This window comes from Burkholderia sp. Se-20373, from assembly GCF_017104705.1.
Classification (GTDB): domain Bacteria; phylum Pseudomonadota; class Gammaproteobacteria; order Burkholderiales; family Burkholderiaceae; genus Burkholderia.
In genome coordinates, this window is sequence record NZ_JAAGPH010000056.1 from 25,155 (window position 1) to 46,417 (window position 21,263).

Here is a 21,263-nt window from a genome sequence, read left to right on the forward strand (position 1 = left end):
GCGCAGCGCGCGTGACCCCCTCTTTCCGGACGACATCGAAGCCATGTTCGACAAGATTCTGATCGCCAACCGCGGCGAAATCGCGTGCCGCGTCGCCGCGACGTGCAAACGTCTCGGGATCGCGAGCGTCGCCGTCTATTCCGACGCGGACGCGAACGCGAAACACGTGGCTGCATGCGACGAGGCCGTGCACATCGGCGGCTCGGCCGCGGCAGACAGCTACCTGCGCATCGAGCGCATCATCGAAGCCGCGCGCGCCACCGGCGCGCAGGCGATCCACCCCGGCTACGGCTTTCTGTCGGAGAACGAAGATTTTGCGCATGCGTGCGAAGCGGCCGGCATCGTCTTCATCGGGCCGCCGGTCGACGCGATCGCGGCGATGGGGTCGAAGGCGGCCGCGAAGGCGCTGATGCACGCGGCGGCCGTGCCGCTCGTACCCGGCTATCACGGCGACGACCAGGACGCTTCCAACCTGCATCGCGAAGCCGACGCGATCGGCTATCCGGTGCTGCTGAAGGCCAGCGCGGGCGGCGGCGGCAAGGGGATGCGCGTGGTCGAGCGCTCCGACGATTTCCCGGCGGCGCTCGCATCGTGCCAGCGCGAAGCCGCGAGCAGCTTCGGCAACGATCGCGTGCTGATCGAGAAGTACCTGACGCGCCCGCGCCACGTCGAGGTGCAGGTGTTCGGCGACACGCACGGCAACACCGTGTACCTGTTCGACCGCGACTGTTCGGTGCAGCGCCGTCACCAGAAAGTGCTCGAGGAAGCGCCGGCGCCCGGTTTGCACGACGACGTGCGCCAGGCGATGGGTCAGGCGGCCGTCGCGGCCGCGCGTGCGGTGAATTACGTCGGCGCGGGCACCGTCGAATTCATCATGACGGGCGAAGCGTTCTACTTCATGGAAATGAACACGCGCCTGCAGGTCGAGCATCCGGTCACCGAGATGGTCACGGGGCTCGATCTCGTCGAATGGCAATTGCGCGTCGCCTCCGGCGAGCCGCTGCCGCTGAAGCAGGACGAACTGCACGTGCAGGGCCACGCGCTCGAGGCGCGCCTCTATGCGGAGAACCCGGCACGCGGCTTCCTGCCGTCAACGGGCACGCTGAAGCACCTGCGGCTGCCGGCCGGCGTCGAGTTCGCGATCGGTGCGTCGGTGCGCGTCGACAGCGGCGTGCGCGAAGGCGATGCGATCACGCCGTTCTACGATCCGATGATCGCGAAGCTGATCGTTCATGGCGCGGACCGTGCCGAAGCGCTGAGCCTGATGCTGCGCGCACTGCGTGCCTGTGAAGTGGTCGGCCTGCACACGAACGCCGCGTTCCTGCAGCGAATCGTTGCGTGCGCACCGTTCGCGACGGCCGATCTCGACACGGGCCTGATCGAGCGCAACCATGCCGCGCTGTTCGCGCCGCAGGAGCCGCCGCGCGCGACGCTGGCGCTTGCGTGTGCAGCGCTGTTCGCACGCGAGCGCGGCGCGGGTGAGCGGGGTTCATCGCCGTGGGGCGCGCTGCCGGACTGGCGGCTGAACGGCGGCTATCGCCGCACGCTCGAATGGCACGCGGCCGAGCGCGAAGCGGACGTGACGGTGACGTACGAGGACGGCGGCACGGGTACGCGCGTCGCGATCGGCGACGCCGCCGCGCAACCGTTCGCGTGGACGCGTGGCGCCACGCCGCTCGATTTCGACGTGACGCTTGGCGGCGTGCGCAGCAGCGGCCGCGTGTATGCGGACGGCGACCACTTCCACGTGTTCACGCAGGGCACGGCCGAGACGTTCGAATGGCGCAACCTGCTCGCGCATGCGGGTGACGCGGAGCAGGGCGGTGGCCGCCTGACTGCGCCGATGCCGGGCAAGGTGATCGCGGTGCTGGTCGAGCCCGGCCAGAAGGTCGAAGCCGGTACGCCGCTGATCGTGATGGAGGCGATGAAGATGGAGCACACGATCGGCGCGCCGAGCGCGGGCGTGGTCGCGGAAGTGCTGTACGGCGTCGGCGACCAGGTGTCGGATGGCGCGCAGTTGTTGATGATGGCGGAAGGCTGAGCGTTGCATATGCGTGAGGGCCGTTTCCGGCTCTCACGCACGGACCATCGTGCCCCGTATTATCCGATCGTCTCCGACACCATCCGGCTGCGAATACCTGATGTGCCTGCATCAGGACGACATCGCATTTCTGTGTCGTGATCGTCGCTGTCGTCGCGCGTAGACAAAAAAGAATAATTTGCGTGTCGCAGCTTCCGGATTTTTGAATAATCCCGGGATTCTCGCCGGCGACCGGCGGCTCGACATGCGCTGTCGCGCTGCCTTGCACCGGTTTGACCGTTGCAACAGTTGTTCAAAGATCGAAACCGGCCCCGTCCGGACTTCTTCGCCCAAACGAACTGACTGCTTCCTCTTGTGGAGAAAGGCCGCGCGCGATCGCAACTGCTTTCCGGTGTGTCCAGAAAAACAGGCTCGATTGGAGAAACAGTCCCGCGTTCCTGCCGGTGCGCGACATGGTTGCGTTAGCGTAATCGCCGGGATGTGCGGCCCGGTGTCCTGCGCAATGTAGCCGAGAGAAAGACTGAGATGGCGAACAAATATAAATACGGAATTCACATCGACCTTACTCCGCCAGAACTTTTCTGCCTGATTGTTATCGACGTGGCCTGTGATGAATTGGGTATCGACGATGCTGTCGGGATCGCAATGATTTTATTAGGTCAAAGGTTCGTGCCGACCAGAGGGAAATTCGGTGGAGCGGTCAAGGGAACCTCGATCGCATCCAGGGTATCGAGAAAGGTGTTGCCCTATGAACTCAAGTACAAAATTCTGCCAACGGTAACGTCATTCAAGAGTCTCCTGCTGCTCAGGATCAAATTTACCCGGGAGCTCGGCGCCTTTGTCGGGCGGGCTGTACCGGTGGTCGGTTGGATCATTACCGCTATCGATATATCAGTCATCATGTACCGCTCTACAGTCACGTACAATGGCTTGGTCAAGCAGGAGGATCGCTTTTAATGGACGGTCGTCTGATAGAGCTGGTGCGGGATGAGGCCGATTCGCCACTATGGGGTGAGCTCGAGATTACCGAGGACACGGATCTTTGCATCGACCTTGAAATTTCCGACAGGGCCATGTTGAGATTGATGCGGAGATTTTCGGAAGCGTTCGGTGTCGATATTTCCGATTTCGACGTTGATTATTATTACCCTTCCCGGAAACTGGGGCTGGGCCGATTCTTGCTGACGGTATTCAGGTCGCCATTCAGCGCCGACGCCAGGGACAAAATACTGGAGCGTCCGCTCACGATCAAGATGATGGAGACCGCGATTGAAACTGGGCGGTGGACGATGTAACCGCTCGAAAAAAACGCTTGGCTAACGAAGATATTTCGATAACCTTGCGATTGTCATCCTCCCTCCCGTATCCCCGCATGGCGCGCGCTGCGCGCACGTCGATCCTCCCGCCGCACGACACCATCGTGTAACACGTCGAAATTAGCATCTCGCCGTCGATATGACCGGAGCGCATCCGCGCCTGGGTCACGTCATCACATCCACGGAGAGACGTTATGCGAAACTCGGCCCTACGGCCCGTCGCGGTCGCTGGCCTGATCGCGCTGACCGCACTCCTCGGCGCCTGCAACGACGACGTGACCGCACCCGCCGCACCCGTCGTGCAGCAGAAGGCCGCCTGCGGCGGCGGCGTGGTCGCCACCGCGCAGATGCACTGCCCGCCCGGTTTCACCGCGCCTGCCTCCTCGCCCGCTTCCTGATCCCGGCCGTTTCCACCAGAAATCCAATCAAGAGCAACCAGCATGGCCACCCATTCGCGACGCGACTTTCTGAAGTTCTCCGCCGGCCTCGCCGGCGCGACCGCCGCCACCGCACTGCTGCCGGAATCGATCCGCAAGGCGCTGGCGATCGAGCCGAATACCGTCACGGGCACGATTCAGGATGTCCAGCACATCGTCGTGTTCATGCAGGAGAACCGTTCGTTCGACCACTACCTCGGACACCTGAGCGGCGTGCGCGGCTACAACGACCGCTTCCCGGTCACGCTGCCGAACGGCAAGCCGGTGTGGTTCCAGCCGCGCCAGGAGGACAAGGCGAGCGTGATCGCGCCGTTCCGCTACGACACGACCAACCCGGGCGTGAACGCGCAGTGCATCGGCGGCCTGCCGCATACGTGGGCGACGACGCACGGCGCGATCGACAACGGCCGCGCGGATCAATGGGCGGTGCAGAAGTCGAACATGACGATGGGCTACCACGTCCGCGACGACATTCCGTTCCACTATGCACTCGCCGATGCGTTCACCGTGTGCGACAACTACTTCTGCTCGATTCCGGGCAACACGCACCCGAACCGCATGTACCTGATGACGGGCATGGTCGACCCGCTCGGCACGGGCGGCGGCCCGCTGCTCGACAACACCGACTACATCGACAACCCGTTCGACAAGGTCCAGTTGCCGCCCTTCAGCTGGACGACCTACCCGGAACGGCTCGAGAAGGCCGGCATCTCGTGGCAGATCTACCAGCAGGGCACCGGGTTCGACAACTTCACCGGCAACTACGGCACGAACATGCTCGCGTGCTTCAACAACTTCGTGAACGCGCCGGCCGGCTCGTCGCTGCAGACGCGCGGGATGAGCACGCGTCCGATCACGCAGCTGAAGGCCGACGTGCAGGCGAACGCGCTGCCGCAGGTGTCGTGGCTGCTGCCGCCGGCCGCGTATTCGGAACATCCGAAGTTCACGCCGCTCTACGGTGCGTACTACCTGTCGACGATTCTCGATGCGCTGACGTCGAATCCGGACGTGTGGAGCAAGACTGTCCTGCTGATCATGTACGACGAGAACGACGGCTTCTTCGATCACGTCGTGCCGCCGTCGGCGCCGACGCTGCCGGGCTCCGGCATGAGCACCGTGGACGTGTCGCTCGAGCGGCACAACGTCGTGACCTCGACCCAGGCCGGCACGTACACGGCCGACAACCTGCCGTACGGCCTCGGGCCGCGCGTGCCGATGTTCGTGGTCTCGCCGTGGTCGAAGGGCGGCTTCGTCTGCTCGCAGGTGTTCGATCACACATCGGTGCTGCAATTCATCGAGAAGCGCTTCGGCGTGATGGAAACGAACATCTCGCCGTGGCGCCGCGCGATCTGCGGCGACCTGACGTCGGCGCTCGACTTCTCGAAATCGGATGCCACGCTGCCGACCCTGCCGAGCACGCAGGCGTACGTCGCGCAGGCGGACCTGCAGTGCTCGCGCGCGTCGTCGCAGACCGCGCCGGCCAGCACCGCGCAACAGGTCGTGACGGCGCAGGAGGCCGGCACGCGGCCGGCGCGCGCGCTGCCGTACGAACTGCACGTGACCGGCCAGCTCCAGGCGCAGGGCTACGCGCTGACGTTCGCGAATACCGGCACGCAAGGCGCGCACTTCTGGGTCTATACGGGTGACGCGACCGCGATGCCGCGCCGCTATACGGTCGAAGCGGGCAAGCAGCTGACCGATACGTGGGCGCTCGACGCGAACGGCAACTACCTGGTGAGCGTGTGGGGGCCGAACGGCTATTTCCGGCGCTTCGCGGGTTCGGCCGCGGCGGATGCCGGCGCGAAGCCGGAAATCACGCCTTGCTACGACACGGCCAACGGCGACGTGTACGTGACGATCGCCAACGCCGGTACCGGTGCGCTTACGGTCACGGCCACCGATGTCGCGTACGGTAGCGCCCCGCGCACGCTGACGGTGCCGGCCGGGCAGCGCATCGAGGCGCGCTGGGATCTGTCGTGCAGCAGCCACTGGTACGACCTGCAGTTCGCGGTGGCGGGGAATGCCGGGTGGACGCGACGCATTGCGGGGCACGTCGAAACCGGCAAGCCCAGCCTTACCGATCCGGCCGCCGTCGCGCCGACGATTACGGCGATCTGATCGTAGCCCGTGCGTGCCGGCGGCTCGCCGGCACGCGATGAGCGCCGTCGCTCGGGAAACGGATCGTAGTCATCCAGCGGCTTCTGCCGCTCCGGACATCGGTGTCAGCCCAGCACCCCGTCGTCGTGCGCCATCATCAGCGCGCGCATCGCGGACCACATCCCGTAGTAGTGGACGATGTAGCTGTCCGCGCGGCGAAACAGCCAGGGCGTGTTGAAGCTGACGAAATCGGCCACGCCTTCGCCGTGCAGTTGCCCGTCGCGCTCCATCGCGCGAATGAAATGCAACTGGTCGCCGTCGCTCGCATAGACGCTCGACCGGTCGTGCAGCGCGGCGATCGTCGTCATCATGTCGCGCAGCATCGCGTCGTTGCGCGCGGTGCGCCGGAATGCCATCACGCCCGAGTTGAACGCCCACTGGCCGAGATCGTGCGCGAGCAGCCAGTCGCGCCCTTCGAGCAGCGGCGCCAGCGCCTTCTGCTGGTCCGCGATCAGCACGTCGGCATCGAGCCACACGACCCATTCGTGATGCTGCAGGTACGCATGCAGCAGCCACGGCTTGAACCAGTTGCCGGTCGCGTTCAGGCCGATCTCGGCCGGAATGTCGCGATGCACGTAGAGCGTGTAGCCGTGCGTCTCGCAGTAACGCCGGAAATTCCGTTCGGCGACGCGCGCATAGCTGCCGATGTTCGGCGTGTAGAGCGTCATCAACGCAATCGGGCGGCCCGGGTTGTAGGTGCTGCGCTCGGCGGCTTCGTCCGGCGTGTTGGCGGCGTCGTGAGCGAACGAGAACATCGGCCGGCCGGCGGCACGGCATCGATTGACGTACGCGACGAGCGTGTCGCGGAAACGGGGCGTCGTGCCTTTCCGTTCGGGATCGTCCGGCGTGTCGTCGATGCTGATCGCGAACGTCGGTTCGCGGCTCCACATCGGATCGAGGTCGGGGCTGCTCGGCATGACCGGATACAGCCCGTCGATCGGGGTCATGTAGTGATGCGTGTCGAGCGCCGCGAACAGCGCGGCCTCCGAGCTCAGCCGCGGTTCGCTGCCGAGCTTGCAGCGTTGCACCAGCTGCATCACGATCGCCCGCACGGCCGCCGTATTGCGCCAGATCTGCACGTCGACCTGCGGCAACGGGGGCGCGAACGCGTCGACGAGCAGCATGTCGCGGCCGCGCATCACGCGATCGAGCGCGACGGGCTCGATGATCGCCGCATCTTCGCTGAGCAGCAGCACGAGTTCGTCGGGCTGCGCGCCGCGCAGCACATGGAGCAGTGATTCGTAGCGATGGAGCGGCCGCAGCGGCAGCGCCTGCGGCATCGCGGAGGCGTCGACGATTGCGTGGCGATAGCCGTGCGCCTGCGCGTATTGCCGGTGATTCTCGAGGCTGGCGGGCGCGTCGTGACTGAAATGGCTGAGGACGATCATCGCGCGCTCCGGAGGCCGCGAAGCGGATCACGGTGGGCGCCGGGCGCGGGGTGTGTCGGCACGGCATCGCGGCCGGGCACGCTTTCCGGCGCGTGCCGCCCCTGTTCGTGATGGATTGCCCGGGAGACTTGCGCGGCGTCGCGTTCCATTCTGTCAGCCAATTTTTTTCCGCAGCGTGGCTGCGAGGTCGTTGTCTGCCCGCGCCGGATGCCGATACCGTCCGGTCATCCCCCGGCATCCCGGCATCCCGGCATCCCGGGAGCGCGGCGGGTCGCCCGAGTATCGCACAGCCGTCCCGCCGATTGGCATGCGCCGGCCGCGCGCTGACCATCCCTGACAGTATGCGGCCGGCGCTCCGCTAGAATGCCGGCTTGCCGCCGGCGAGCGCCGCTTGACGCGGGCGGCGCATCGCGCGCTACACTGCGTCCATTCCATCCCCATCCAACCTTCCATCCTGCCGACGATGACGTCTCCTGTCCTGAACGGCCTGCGCATCGGTATCACGATCGGACTGCGTGCCCCCGACGAAAGCCTGTGGATCAACGGCATCAAGCAGAACGCGCTGTTTCTCGCGAAGCTGCTGATGGCGTCGCCGCACGGCTACCGCGTGACGCTGGTCAACACCACCGATGTGCCGCTCACCGATGCGCTGCCGTGGGATCGCCACGTATTCGACACGCGCACGTTCGACGACATGAAGGATTCGCTCGACGTGGTGATCGAGCTCGGCGGCCAGGTCAACGGGGAGCAGACGGCCTACCTGAAGGCGCGCGGCGCGAAGCTCGTCAGCTACTGCTGCGGCGTCGAGTACATCAACGTGATGGAGTCGATGCTGTTCGGCCGCCGGCTGTGGGATTCGCTGTTCATCAACCGCGGCTACGACGAGGTGTGGGCGATTCCGCAGATCGCGCCCTCGTCGCTGCCGTTCCTGCAGTCGCTGCGCCGCTGCCCGGGGCGCGTCGTGCCGTTCGTGTGGGATCCGATGTTCCTGAGTGCGCGTGCCGCGCCGCTGCCCGAGCACGGTGAATACCGGCCGCGCAGCGAGCCCGGCAAGCGGCTGACGGTGATGGAACCGAACCACGACGTGGTGAAGTTCTGCGTGTATCCGATGCTGATCATCGACGAAGCGTATCGGCGGGACCCCGACGCGATCTGCTTCGCGCACGTGACGAATGCCCTCCATCTCGCACACGACAGCCCCGAGTTCGTGATGCTGATGAACTACCTCGACATCGTGCGTGCCGGCAAGGCGAGCTTCGTCGGGCGCTTCGATACGCCGCTGTTCCTGGCCGACCTGACCGATATCGTCGTGTCGCACCAATGGTCGAACCCGCTCAACTATTTCTATTTCGACGTGTGCTGGCAGGGCTATCCGCTCGTGCACAACGCGAGCCTCGCGCCCGATCTCGGCTACTACTATCCGGACAACGACGTGCAGCAGGGCGCCGATGCGCTGCTGCGCGCGCTGCATACGCACGATGACGACTGGGAAGCTTACACGCGGCGCCAGCGCGAGATCCTTGGCCGCTATACGTCGGCCAATCCGGCCCTCGTCGCCGAATACGACGCGCTGCTCGCGAACCTGATCGGCGCATCGGCCGCATAAGGCCCGATTTTTCGCGCGACGCACACCGTCGCGCCGAATTCCGCCATCGGGATAGTCCCGCCCTAATGTCTGACGAAATAGTGCCGTTAAAAAAGAAACCGCCGAACCCGATCGGTTCGACGGTTTTGAAGGCACGAATTTGACGGCTCCGAGGGAAGTCCGTCGGAAATCATTTTAAAGGTTAACAAGTATTCAAGATTGTTAAAAATGGTTCAATCGATAATCATCATATGAATTAAATTGATATTATCGATTAAAGGCTGTTTGATTCTGTTTGAAAATTTAATAATTCGTTTGAAACAATAAAATTGGATGCTGCGATGATCGAATGACGTGCGGCAGCCGATTTTCGACGCCGGTGCCGGGCTCCGCGACGGGCTCGGCAGCGGCCGATGACACGATGCTTCACGGGCCGTTATTTATCTGATCAATTCAGGATTTCCTGATTTCGAGATCCGTAAATTGCGGGGGAGTTGAATCGGATCGGGTTGTTTAGGCGGTGGCAATAAACAGTATCCGAATCGGGGTTCCGTAATTTGCGTTAGTGTGACCTGTCGCACATTCGGTATCGTGCGTGCATGGTGTATTTCCAGTTGCTGAATATCGTTGAAAAATATCGAATTTTGACGGCGCGCCGAAGCGAACAGTACGCTCCCGGAAAAGATCGACATAACAGGATGGCCGGGTAGGCGGCGGAGCGCGTCATGGTCGGCTTGCTCCGCATGTTTCTTGAGGTCGAGCCGCGATCGGCGGCTCGCCATTTGCCGGAGCGCCGGATGAATGCGGTCGAAGCTCGCCTGGAGGCGAATCGGAAAGCGAATCGTGACGAAATCGATCTCGTGTTCGGCGCCCCCGACGATCATCCCGACCTTGCGTCGGTACGCAGTTTCGTGGAAAGCCGGCTCGGGTTCGCGCAAGAGCCCGTGTGCCGGGCCGACCTGTCGGGTGGTGTGCTGTACCAGGAATGCCTGGCGCGATTGCGGTGGGGCGAGCGCGATGCGCTGCCGCCGGTCGCGTTCCTGCCGCGCCTCGAGGCGCTCGGGCTGATGCGGTGGTTCGACCGGCTCGTGGTCGGCCGGACGATCGACGCGCTGCGTGCCGATCCGGCTGCCGTCTACGGCTGCAATGTGGCGGCGGCGAGCGCGGTGGTCGACGACGCGTGGCTGGCCATCTTCAGGCGGCTCGAGCGCGAGCCGTCGGTCGCGGCGCGGCTGGTGGTCGAGATCACGGAGACGGGGCCGCTGAATCCCGTCGCGGGGCGATCGTTCGTGAACCGCTTCCGGCAGGCCGGGTGCCGCATCGCGATCGACGATTTCGGGGTCGGTTTCAGCGCATTGAACAACCTGGTGGTCGGCAATCCCGACATCGTGAAGCTCGACCGGTCGATCCTGGCGATGATCAAGCGCAACGCGATCGGGCGTTACCAGCTCCGCCGGCTGATCGCGTTCGCGCATGAAGGGGCGCGACACGTCGTCGTCGAAGGCGTGGAGAGCGAGGTCGACCGTCAGATCATCCTGGATGCCGGCGTCGCGTGGGCGCAAGGCATCCGTTTTTCGTGGCGGCCGCCGGCCGCCGCGTGACGGCGCGGGAACAGGCGAGGTGGCGTGCCGGATGCACGCCGATGTCGGGCGTGATCGGCGCGTGGCCGGGACGAATCGCAAAGGGGCTGAGCATGGCAGGGACGAAGGCCGGAGGCGGAACGGGCACGCAGGCGGCTGGTGCGCGCGACCTCATCGCGATCACCGAGCTGGCCGACATGCTATGGCAACTGGGCGCCGAATCGACCGAGGTGCCGATCGACGTCACGCCGTATCTCGACGGCCTGAAAGCCATTGCGCGCCGCATTCAGCGGATGACGCCGCTCGACGCCGGCGGCCGCGAACTGGCGGCGCGGCACTATTACGCGGCCGTCATCGCGGGCGCGTGCGGCCACGATTCGGCCATCGCGCGTGGCGTATCCGACAGCCTCGTCAAGCCATCCGGCGGCGCCAGCCGGCCGGTGGCGCATTGCTTCGCGGTGCTCGCGCGGATGGGGCGGCGGCATGGCCGTACGTTCGCCGCGCAGAGCGGCGATCGGGTGCTGGTCTAGCGCCTGTTCACGTCCGTCACGGGCCGCGGCGCGAGACACGCGGCCCGCATCGACATCATCCGCGCGCCGCGGCCCCAATCAGGCTGCCGGCCGTCTTGATCAGCGCTTCGGCCTGAAACGCGCAGTGCCGGTTGATGACGAACGGGCCGTGGATCGAATCGGTCACGACGAAATTGCGGACGGTCTGATTCAGGGGCGGGCCGTGTGCGAAGGAGGTCAGCCGAGCGCGCGGCCGTCGAACAGCTGCCGGATCTGCGCGGAATACGCGTGGACGTTGTGCTCGGCGAGCGTGTCGACCTGGTGCAGGCAGCGGCGGGCCGCGGCCGCATAGTCGTCGAGCCGCGCGTCGTGCGTCTGCGCCGCGGTCGCGATCGCACGCGCCGCATCGAAGATCTCGAAGTCCGGGTAGTAGTAGCCGACGTCGCGCAGGAACGGCGAGTTGTGCACGAGCGGGTAGTTGCCGTACAGCGCGTCGTACAGCAGGTAGTTGAGGCCGTTCTCCCAGTGATGGGACACGACGATGTCGGTGTGATGCGCGGCCCAGGCGACGAACGGCGCGCGCACGTCGGCGGTCGCCTTGCCGTCGCGCACCATCTCGAGCCCGAGCGCGAGATGCTTGAAGGCGACGTTTTCCTTCTTGTCGAACGTGTTGGTCATGAACACGTGCTCGACGAGCTCCGGATGCTCGACGTAGCACGCGTTCGCGGCGAGCATCGGCACGATCGCGCTCTTCACGACGTTCAGGTTCGGTTCGAAGAATGCAATGCGCTTCGCGGTGCCGTGGTTGCGGTAGCCGAAGCGCGCCTTCAGTTCAGGATCGGCGTCGAGGCTGCGTTCGATGAAATACGGCGACCAGATGTGCGGCAGCTCGATCACCGGCGCGCGATAGACGGCCCGGAAATACGCCGCGCACGTGTGCATGTGCTGCGGGTTGGTCCAGATCTCGTCGAACTGCACGCGGTTCGGGTTCGGCCGCCACGGATTCTTCTCGAAGTTGATCGTCTCGACCGCGATCACGTAGTCGTTGCCGAAGCGGTACGACACGCACTTGCCGCCGCGCCGGCGTACCGCATCCGTGTGGGTCTGGTCGATGAACGCGTTCATCTCGATCAGCAGGTCGGTCTGGTGGACGACGGCCGACAGCGGCCGCAGCGCGTCGCCGAACGCGTCCATCATCAGCGCCTGCGGATAGTCGGTGATGCCGTCGTCGTGCGCGAGCCAGACCTCGCCGATCAGCGGCGACTGCTTCAGCAGCATGTACAGGAACACGCAGTGCTGGTTCGCGCCGTTGTACCAGATCGACTGTGTCGCGTCGCGCTGCACGTTCATCGTTATCGCGACATTGAGTTTCATCGGATCGGCTCCGTGGGGCGCGCGGCGCGCGGGTTATTGCGCGAAATTCTGCGACTGACGCGGCACGTAGCCCGTCAGGTGCCAGCGGCCGTCATCTTCGAGGCGGAAGCTCAGCTTCTCGTAGACCGTCGCGCCGCTCGTCAGCGTGGTCGTGAAGTCGACGTTCGCGTACAGCCCGTCGGGCGTCGTCGCCGCATTCGTGTAGCGGATGCGCGTGACCTGCGCCCAGCCGCGACGGCTGACCGTGCCGACCGACTGGCGTGCACGCTGCATGTCGGCCGCGAACTGGTCCTGCTTGATGCGCGCCTTCACGAACGGGGCTGCGTCGGTCCATACCGCGCCGTACTGGCCGGCATCGAGCTGCTTGAACACCGCATCCGAGTCGCGGAGTAGCGCGTCGGCCGATTCGCCGGCGGATTGCGCGTGCGCGCCGATCGCGATCGAAGCGACGGCGCAGCCGATCAGCCATTTGGCGCGGATGAGGGGCGGGCGTGCGGTCATGTCGGAGTCCGGAAAGGGCGGCGCGTCACGCGTCGCGATAGAGGGTGGCGATCGCGTCCGTGTAGGCGGCGACGTTCTCGGGGTTGTAGATGCTGACGGAACTGAGCACGTGCCGCGACTGCTCGCGGTACGCCTCGAGGTTCGCGTCGTGTTCGGTGAACGCCTTCAGCAGCGCGCGGCCGCCGGCCTGGCAGTCGAAGTCCGGATAGAAATACCCGGCCTTGCCGAGGAACGGCGAGTTGTGGATCAGCGGATAGTCGCCGTACAGCAGCTCGTAGTACAGGTAGTTCTGCGCGTTTTCCCACGTGTGCGACACCACCGCATCGCCGTAGGCAGCCATGAACTCGTACACCGCGTAGCGGCTTTCGAACGTCGTGATCCCGTGGTTCACGATGTCGAGGCTCTTCGCGAAGTGGACGAACGTCGCGTGTTCCTTCAGGTGCAGCGTGTTGCACACGCGCACGAACTCGAGGAAATCCGGTTTCGCGCGATACGCTTCCTCGGCCACCAGCATCGGAATGACGCTCGTCTTCACCATGCAGATGTTCGGCTCGAACATCGTCACGCGCCAGCGCGGCTTGCCGGGCTCATAGCCGAACGACAGTCCGGCGCCGAGCGTCGCGCGTGCCTTGTCGAACAGCATCGGGTGCCAGATGTGCGGGACGATCGTGACGGGCGCGCGCAGGCCCGTCTGGTAATAGTGCAGGCACGAGCGCTCGAATTCGGGGATCGTCCACACGGCGTCGTACGGCGCGCCCGAGAACAGGAAACCCGACGGCTTGTCGAACATCGCGCGTTCGATGTCGATCACGTAGTCGTTGCCGACCCGCATCGTGACGACCTTGCCGCCGCGCTCGCGGAACGCGCGCAGGTAGTCCGCGCCGAACTGCGCGCTCATTTCGATCAGGACGTCGCAGCGTTCCAGCGCTTCGTCCATCGACAGCAGCGGCACGTCCCATTCGCCGAGCATCATCTGCGGATCGGCGACCTGTTCGCCGCCGTTCACCATCACGGCGTCCGCGACGAGCGGCGACTGGCGCAGCAGCAGGATCAGCAGCAGGCAGTTCTGGAAGATGCCGTTTTCCCACAGCGACTGGCCGGCGCCGCGCACGAACAGCGACACGCCGACGACGAGACGCTTGCCCTCGCCGGGCGCTTGACGGGCATTGGAGTCCGACATGCGTATGCTCCGGTTCAGGCGACCAGACGCGAGACGAACGCGTCGAGGTTCGCGGGGTTGTCGATCGAGACCGACTGCAGCAGCCGGCCGGCCTTCGCGCGGTAGTCGTCGAGGCGTTCGTCGTGATGCAGCCAGGCCTCGAGCAGCGCCCGGCCGCCCGCGGCGGAATCGAAGTCCGGGTAGTAGTAGCCGGCGTCGCCGATCAGCGTCGAGTTGTGGATCAGCGGGTAGCCGCCGTACAGCACGTCGTAATACAGGTAGTTCTGCCCGTTTTCCCAGTGGTGCGATACGACCGCGTCCGCATGGCGCGCCATGAAGCCCGGCAGGTCGAGGCGCGGCTCGAAGGTCGCCTTGTGCTGGCGCACGAGGTCGAGGCTGTTCGCGAAGTGCACGAAGGTCGGATGCTCCTTCATGTGCAGCGAATTCACGACGAACATGTGCTGGACCGCGTCCGGGCGCGCACGGTAGAACGCGTCGCACGCGAGCATCGGGTAATGGCAGGACTTGGCGACCGAGATGTTCGGTTCGAGCATCGCCAGGTGCCACGGGCGGCGGCCCGGCCGATAGCCGAACGTCGCGCCTTCCGCGGCGAGCGCGGCGATGCGGCGATCGAGGAAGTACGGCGACCAGATGTGCGGCATCAGGTGGACCGGCGCGCGCAGGATGGTCTGCAGCATCGGCGCGGCCGTCTTGTCGTATTGCGGCAGCAGCCACACTTCGTCGAACGGCGCGCCGTTGAAGATGTGCCCCGACGGTTTGCCGAAGATCGGGGTTTCGCACAGGCCGGCATACACGTGCCCGCAGAAGAACGCGGCGATTTTCTTGCCGAGCGCCTTCATGTGCCTGAGCCATTCCACCGGCAGCTGCGCGCCCATTTCGATCACGACGTCGAGTTCGTGCGTGACGTCGGAAGGCTTCACGAGCGGGATGTCGAGGCCGTCGAGTTCGAGGCCGGCCGGCAGCGCGCTGGCGTCGCCGCCGTTCAGGAAGTAGACGGGGCCGACGCGATCCGAGCGCTTGAGCATCATCGCGAGGAACGCGATGTTCTGGTGGATGCCGTTTTCCCAGATTGCCTGGCCGTCGCGCGCAAACAGCGAGATGCCGACCGCCGGCCGTTGCTTGCGGGTGCCGCCCGAGGCGGCTTCATTGATGTCCGTCACCGGTTGGTTTCCTCTGCGGCGTCGTGCGTCCGGGCATCGCGTCGAGCGTCTGGCCTGGAAGCGGCGCGCCGTGGATCGTCATGGTTGCATGTGCGCCGGTGCGCCGCGGCGGGCGAATCGGGCGACCGGGTTCGCGAGGGCGGCAGCCGGTTTCCGGCGTGTCGTCGGGCACGCCTGGCACGGCGTGCGATTCGGGCAGGCTGCCCCGGCGACTGTCTGCGGCGATTGTGGCACGGAAATCACCGGTTTTGGCGGGACGTGACGAACTTTGACATAGCCGACGACCAACGGAAACGGGCGCCGGCGAAGCGGCGCCCGGGCGGTCCGGCGGCGGTCCGGCGGCGGTCGGGTGCGCGCCCGGCGTGGCGCTGGCGGCCGGCCGGATCGGGGCGCCGCGCGCGGCGGCGGCCCGCTCAGTGCTGCAGGCGGATTTCGACGCGGCGGTTACTGGCGCGGCCTTCCGGCGTCGCGTTGGACGCGACCGGATCGGCCTTGCCGCGACCCGTGACCGTCAGCGAGTCGGTCTTCAGGCCGTGCGCCTTCAGGTACGCCGCGACGGATTCGGCGCGGCGCTTCGACAGCGCGAGGTTGTAGTCGTCGCTGCCCACCGAATCCGTGAAGCCGGTGACGCTCACCTGCGAGTACGTATGGTCGGCGCGCTCGCTCAGCAACCGGTCGAGCGATTCGCGCGCGGTCGGGGCGAGCGTTGCGTGGTCGGTCGCGAACAGCGCGTCGCCCGACAGGTTCACCTGTTCGACGACGGCTGCCGCCGGCGCGGCGGCCGGGGCCGAAGCCGCCTCGGCCGGCGCCGCGCCGCACTGGAACACGAGTGTCGCGGGATCGGATTTGTCGCGCAGCGCGCGGGCCGAGTCGACGGCGCGCACCGGCTCTTCGCCGCAAATCTTGCGGGCGGCCTTCATGCAGGTTTGCGGGCCCGACAGCAGGCCGTGGCAGTCCACCTGGAAGGTCCGCACGCCGTCGCGCGGCTGCAGTTCGGAAGCGCTGAAGGTCGGGCCGGATGCGGTCGAGCACGCGGCGAGGGCCGTTGCGGAAAGTGCGAGCGCAAGAGCGAGTTTGTTCACGGTTACATCCTCAATGCTTGGGTTGACTGAAGCCCGCCACGGGTGGCGCGGCGGGCTCGTCCGGCCGTCGTGGGCCGCCGCTGGCCGTCCGGCTGGCGAGCCGGGCGGCCTGGCGGCGCGACGCGTTACTTCCACTGGTACAGCATGCCGGCGCCGATCACCTTCTGACCGCCGCTGAAGCCGCCGTTGATCGACGCCTTCAGGTTCTCCGTGATGCGAGCCTGCATGTTGACCGCCATCGCCTTCTGGCCGAGGAAGGTCGACGTACCCACGCCCATCCCGAAGTTGGCATCGCGATCGAGCTGCGGGATCGAGGCCATCGCGCCGACAGCCGCGATACCCTGCTTCGCCATCTGGTCGGTCTGCTGCAGTTGCGAACCCAGTGAGTTGATCTGCGCCTGCTGGCCCGACAGTGCCGTCGACAGCGTCGTCTGCACTTGCGTCAGCTGGTTCACGTTCACCGCGTCGGTGCCTTGCGTACCCGGCGCGACGTTCGTGATCTGGCGCTGCTGCTGGTCGCTGCCGACCGACACCACGTTCGAGCGGCCGCCGTCGTTGGAGCCTGCGCCGATCGCCACCGAGTTCGAACCCGTGGTGACGGTCGGGACATCGGTGCCCTTGCCGTTCATGTCGGCCGCGATGCCGTTGTTGTTGTTGGAACGAATCGTGTTGTTGTTGATCGTCGTCGACAGCGAGTTCAACGTGTTGTTGATGTTGGTCACGCCGGTCGACAGCGACGCCACGTTGCTGTTCGTCGTGCTCAGGCCGGTGGACAGCGAGCCGATGCCGGTCGAAGTCGACGTCGACAGCGAGTTGACGTTGCTGTTCGTCGTGCTCAGGCCCGTCGACAGCGAGTTGATCGCGGTCGAGGTCGACGTGGACAGCGACGACACCGAGCTGTTCGTGCTGCTCAGGCCGGTGGACAGCGAGTTGATGCCCGTCGACAGCGACGCGACGTTCGACGCGGTGGACGTCGACAGCGTGTTGATCGCATTGTTCGTCGCGTTGAGCTGGCTGCCGTTGATCGCGTCCGTGCTGCTGGCCGAGATCTGGCCGGCGGCGACGTTCGTGATCTGGCGTTCCTGGCCCGGTGCGCCGACGCTCACCACGCCAACCGGCGAGCTGCCCGCGAAGAAGTACGTGGTGCCGCCGATCGTTGCGCTCGACGTCGGGTTCGCGGCACTCGTGACCGAGTTCGCGCCGAGTGCGATCGAGTTGGCGACGTTGGCCTGCGCATTCGTGCCGAAGGCGAGCGCGTCGGCGGCCGTTGCCTTGGCAGCGGAGCCGTACGCTTGCGCGCCGGTGGCGCTTGCCGTGGCCTGGTTGCCGAGCGCGATCGTGTTGTCCGCGGTGGCCTGGTTCGAGCTGCCGAGTGCGAGTGCGCTCGCGCCGTTGGCCGTGTTCGCGTTGCCGAGCGCCACTGCGCCGTTGCCGGTCGCCGTGTCGTTCGCGCCCATCGCCACTGCGCCGGTACCCGTTGCGATGCTCGGGTCGCCGATCGCGACCGCGCCGTCGCCGGTTGCCGTGTTGCCGGAGCCGATCGACACGGCCTTGCCGCCCGTTGCCGATGCGTTCTGGCCGATGGCGACCGCGCCTGCCGACTGCGCGTTCGAACCGTCGCCGACCGCGACGCTGCTGGCGCCTGCCGCGCTGGCGTTCACGCCGGCTGCCAGGGCGTTGGTGCCCGTTGCGCCCGTGTTGTCGTAGTTGGCTTGCTGCACGCCGTTGTCGTTGACGCTGTAGTAGTGCGTCTTCGCGGCATTGATCGCGGTCGAGGTCGAGGTCGACAGCGACGTCACCGAGCTGTTCGTGCTGCTCAGGCCGGTGGACAGCGAGCCGATGCCGGTCGACGTCGACGTGGACAGCGACAGGATCGTGCTGTTCGTGCTGCTCAGGCCGGTGGACAGCGAGTTGATGCCGGTCGAGGTCGACGTGGACAGCGAAGTGATCGAGCTGTTGGCCGACGAGAGGCCGGTCGAGGTCGAGGTGGACAGCGAGGTCACCGAACTATTCGTCGAGCTGAGGCCGGTGGACAGCGAACCGATCGAGCTGGTGGCCGACGAGAGGCCGGTCGAGGTCGAAGTCGACAGCGAGGTCACCGAACTATTCGTCGAGCTGAGGCCGGTGGACAGCGAACCGATCGAGCTGTTGGCCGACGAGAGGCCGGTCGAGGTCGAGGTCGACAGCGAAGTGATCGAGCTGTTGGCCGACGACAGGCCGGTCGAGGTCGAGGTCGACAGCGACGTGATCGAGCTGTTGGCCGTCGAGAGGCCGGTCGACGTGGAAGTCGACAGCGACGTAATCGAGCTGTTAGCCGAGGACAGGCCGGTCGAGGTCGAAGTCGAGAGCGACGTGATCGAGCTGTTGGCCGACGAGAGGCCGGTCGACGTGGAAGTCGACAGCGACGTGATCGAACTGTTGGCCGACGACAGACCCGTCGAGGTCGAGGTCGACAGCGACGCAACCGAACTATCCGTCGAGCTGAGTCCGGTGGACAGCGAACCGATCGAGCTGTTGGCCGACGAGAGACCCGTCGAAGTCGAGGTCGAGAGCGACGTCACCGAACTATTCGTCGAGCTGAGGCCAGTGGACAGCGAACCGATCGAGCTGTTAGCCGACGAGAGACCCGTCGAAGTCGAGGTCGAGAGCGAGGTCACCGAGCTATTCGTCGAGCTGAGGCCGGTGGACAGCGAACCGATCGAGCTGTTTGCCGACGAGAGACCCGTCGAAGTCGAGGTCGAGAGCGAGGTCACCGAACTATTCGTCGAGCTGAGGCCGGTGGACAGCGAACCGATCGAGCTGTTTGCCGACGAGAGGCCGGTCGAGGTCGAAGTCGACAGCGAGGTCACCGAACTATTCGTCGAGCTGAGGCCGGTGGACAGCGAACCGATCGAGCTGTTAGCCGACGAGAGACCCGTCGAGGTCGAGGTCGACAGCGACGTGATCGAGCTGTTGGCCGTCGAGAGGCCGGTCGACGTGGAAGTCGACAGCGACGTAATCGAGCTGTTAGCCGACGACAGGCCGGTCGAGGTCGAAGTCGACAGCGACGTGATCGAGCTGTTGGCCGACGAGAGGCCGGTCGACGTGGAAGTCGACAGCGACGTGATCGAACTGTTGGCCGACGACAGACCCGTCGAGGTCGAGGTCGACAGCGACGCAACCGAACTATCCGTCGAGCTGAGTCCGGTGGACAGCGAACCGATCGAGCTGTTGGCCGACGAGAGACCCGTCGAAGTCGAGGTCGAGAGCGACGTCACCGAACTATTCGTCGAGCTGAGGCCCGTGGACAGCGAACCGATCGAGCTGTTAGCCGACGAGAGACCCGTCGAGGTCGAGGTCGACAGCGACGTCACCGAACTATCCGTCGAGCTGAGGCCAGTGGACAGCGAACCGATCGAGCTGTTAGCCGACGAGAGACCCGTCGAAGTCGAGGTCGAGAGCGACGCAACCGAACTATCCGTCGAGCTGAGTCCGGTGGACAGTGAACCGATCGAGCTGTTGGCCGACGAGAGACCCGTCGAAGTCGAGGTCGAGAGCGACGTCACCGAGCTATTCGTCGAGCTGAGGCCGGTGGACAGCGAACCGATCGAGCTGTTAGCCGACGACAGACCCGTCGAGGTCGAGGTCGACAGCGACGTCACCGAACTATCCGTCGAGCTGAGGCCCGTGGACAGCGAACCGATCGAGCTGTTAGCCGACGACAGGCCGGTCGAGGTCGAGGTCGACAGCGACGTCACCGAACTATTCGTCGAGCTGAGGCCAGTGGACAGCGAACCGATCGAGCTGTTGGCCGACGACAGACCCGTCGAGGTCGAGGTCGACAGCGACGTCACCGAACTATCCGTCGAGCTGAGGCCCGTGGACAGCGAACCGATCGAGCTGTTAGCCGACGAGAGACCCGTCGAAGTCGAGGTCGAGAGCGACGCAACCGAACTATCCGTCGAGCTGAGGCCGGTGGACAGCGAACCGATCGAGCTGTTGGCCGACGAAAGACCCGTCGAGGTCGACGTGGACAGCGAAGTGATCGAGCTGTTTGCCGAAGACAGGCCCGTCGAGGTCGAGGTCGAGAGCGACGTGATCGAGCTGTTGGCCGACGACAGGCCGGTCGACGTGGAGGTCGAGAGCGACGTGATCGAGCTGTTGGCCGAGGACAGACCGGTCGACGTCGACGTCGAGAGCGAGGTGACCGAGCTATTGGTCGACGAGAGGCCGGTCGAGAGCGAACCGATCGAGCTATTGGCCGACGACAGGCCGGTCGAGGTCGAGGTCGAGAGCGACGTGATCGAGCTGTTGGCCGACGACAGACCCGTCGAGGTCGACGTGGACAGCGACGTGATCGAGCTGTTGGCCGACGACAAGCCGGTCGAGGTCGATGTGGACAGCGAGGTGACCGAGCTATTGGTCGACGAGAGGCCGGTCGAGAGCGAGCCGATCGAGCTATTGGCCGACGACAGGCCGGTCGAGGTCGAGGTCGAGAGCGACGTGATCGAGCTATTGGCCGACGACAGACCCGTCGAGGTCGACGTGGACAGCGACGTGATCGAGCTGTTGGCCGAGGACAGACCGGTCGACGTCGACGTCGAGAGCGAGGTGACCGAGCTATTGGTCGACGAGAGGCCGGTCGAGAGCGAGCCGATCGAGCTATTGGCCGACGACAGGCCCGTCGACGTCGACGTCGAGAGCGAAGTGATCGAGTTGTTAGCCGAGGACAGGCCGGTCGAGGTCGAGGTCGACAGCGACGTGATCGAGCTGTTGGCCGACGAGAGACCGGTCGACGTGGAAGTCGACAGCGACGTGATCGAGCTATTGGCCGAGGACAGACCGGTCGACGTCGACGTCGAGAGCGAGGTGACCGAGCTATTGGTCGACGAGAGGCCGGTCGAGAGCGAGCCGATCGAGCTATTGGCCGACGACAGGCCCGTCGACGTCGACGTCGAGAGCGAAGTGATCGAG

General features: G+C 65.5%; 16 protein-coding genes. 8 read left to right on the top strand and 8 right to left on the bottom strand.

Annotation, left to right across the window (positions count from 1 at the left end; all coding sequences use genetic code 11):
- Positions 1-43 precede the first annotated feature (43 nt).
- The 5 genes from G3N96_RS19515 to G3N96_RS19535 all read left to right on the top strand — a co-directional run bounded on the left by G3N96_RS19515 (position 44) and on the right by G3N96_RS19535 (position 5,912).
- Positions 44-2,041, top strand: a complete 1,998-nt coding sequence (locus tag G3N96_RS19515) for an acetyl/propionyl/methylcrotonyl-CoA carboxylase subunit alpha (RefSeq protein ID WP_206138181.1) — start codon at positions 44-46, stop codon at positions 2,039-2,041.
- A gap of 525 nt (positions 2,042-2,566) precedes the next feature.
- The gene (locus G3N96_RS19520; RefSeq protein WP_206138182.1) at positions 2,567-2,998 is read left to right on the top strand and encodes an STM2901 family protein; all 432 of its coding nucleotides are present in this window, start codon (positions 2,567-2,569) and stop codon (positions 2,996-2,998) included.
- Complete coding sequence (locus tag G3N96_RS19525; protein WP_124584870.1) at positions 2,998-3,336, top strand: DUF1493 family protein; 339 nt, start codon at positions 2,998-3,000, stop codon at positions 3,334-3,336. The genes G3N96_RS19520 and G3N96_RS19525 overlap by 1 nt, the downstream gene beginning before the upstream one ends.
- Positions 3,337-3,551: 215 nt before the next feature.
- Positions 3,552-3,755 carry a hypothetical protein gene (locus tag G3N96_RS19530; protein ID WP_206138183.1) on the top strand — a complete coding sequence of 68 codons (204 nt, stop codon included), beginning with the start codon at positions 3,552-3,554 and terminating at the stop codon, positions 3,753-3,755.
- Positions 3,756-3,797: 42 nt separating this feature from the next.
- Positions 3,798-5,912: a phospholipase C, phosphocholine-specific gene (locus G3N96_RS19535; protein WP_206138184.1), complete on the top strand. Its 2,115-nt coding sequence runs from the start codon at positions 3,798-3,800 to the stop codon at positions 5,910-5,912.
- Between the two features lie 104 nt (positions 5,913-6,016).
- Here G3N96_RS19535 and G3N96_RS19540 read toward each other — a convergent pair whose 3' ends face one another.
- Positions 6,017-7,339, bottom strand: a complete 1,323-nt coding sequence (locus G3N96_RS19540) for a galactosyl transferase GMA12/MNN10 domain protein (protein ID WP_206138185.1) — start codon at positions 7,337-7,339, stop codon at positions 6,017-6,019.
- 463 nt (positions 7,340-7,802) lie between these two features.
- On the opposite strand from G3N96_RS19540, the gene G3N96_RS19545 reads away from it, so the two are divergent.
- Positions 7,803-8,945: a DUF2827 domain-containing protein gene (locus G3N96_RS19545; protein ID WP_206138186.1), complete on the top strand. Its 1,143-nt coding sequence runs from the start codon at positions 7,803-7,805 to the stop codon at positions 8,943-8,945.
- 419 nt (positions 8,946-9,364) lie between these two features.
- Here G3N96_RS19545 and G3N96_RS19550 read toward each other — a convergent pair whose 3' ends face one another.
- Positions 9,365-9,808 carry a hypothetical protein gene (locus G3N96_RS19550; protein WP_206138190.1) on the bottom strand — a complete coding sequence of 148 codons (444 nt, stop codon included), beginning with the start codon at positions 9,806-9,808 and terminating at the stop codon, positions 9,365-9,367.
- Here G3N96_RS19550 and G3N96_RS19555 point away from each other — a divergent pair.
- Positions 9,722-10,525 (top strand): EAL domain-containing protein, encoded by an 804-nt coding sequence (locus G3N96_RS19555; protein WP_124584862.1) that lies wholly within the window; start codon positions 9,722-9,724, stop codon positions 10,523-10,525. The two genes, G3N96_RS19550 and G3N96_RS19555, sit on opposite strands and share 87 nt — an antisense overlap.
- A gap of 92 nt (positions 10,526-10,617) precedes the next feature.
- Positions 10,618-11,034, top strand: coding sequence for a hypothetical protein (locus tag G3N96_RS19560; protein ID WP_124584859.1), 417 nt, complete (start codon positions 10,618-10,620; stop codon positions 11,032-11,034).
- A 216-nt stretch (positions 11,035-11,250) separates the two neighbouring features.
- On the opposite strand, the gene G3N96_RS19565 is transcribed toward G3N96_RS19560, so the two are convergent.
- The 6 genes from G3N96_RS19565 to G3N96_RS19590 form a co-directional block, all read right to left on the bottom strand.
- Positions 11,251-12,387 (bottom strand): DUF2827 family protein, encoded by a 1,137-nt coding sequence (locus G3N96_RS19565; protein ID WP_124584857.1) that lies wholly within the window; start codon positions 12,385-12,387, stop codon positions 11,251-11,253.
- 33 nt (positions 12,388-12,420) lie between these two features.
- Positions 12,421-12,888: a DUF4019 domain-containing protein gene (locus G3N96_RS19570; RefSeq protein ID WP_124584855.1), complete on the bottom strand. Its 468-nt coding sequence runs from the start codon at positions 12,886-12,888 to the stop codon at positions 12,421-12,423.
- A 25-nt stretch (positions 12,889-12,913) separates the two neighbouring features.
- The gene (locus G3N96_RS19575) at positions 12,914-14,068 is read right to left on the bottom strand and encodes a DUF2827 domain-containing protein (protein WP_124584853.1); all 1,155 of its coding nucleotides are present in this window, start codon (positions 14,066-14,068) and stop codon (positions 12,914-12,916) included.
- Positions 14,069-14,082: 14 nt separating this feature from the next.
- On the bottom strand, positions 14,083-15,228 hold the full coding sequence (locus tag G3N96_RS19580) for a DUF2827 domain-containing protein (RefSeq protein ID WP_124584851.1): 1,146 nt from the start codon (positions 15,226-15,228) through the stop codon (positions 14,083-14,085).
- A gap of 413 nt (positions 15,229-15,641) precedes the next feature.
- A complete protein-coding gene (locus G3N96_RS19585; protein ID WP_206138187.1) occupies positions 15,642-16,310 on the bottom strand; it encodes an OmpA family protein in 669 nt (222 codons plus the stop codon).
- Between the two features lie 125 nt (positions 16,311-16,435).
- Positions 16,436-21,263: YadA-like family protein (locus G3N96_RS19590; RefSeq protein ID WP_206138189.1), on the bottom strand; the 4,828-nt coding region annotated here is incomplete at its 5' end.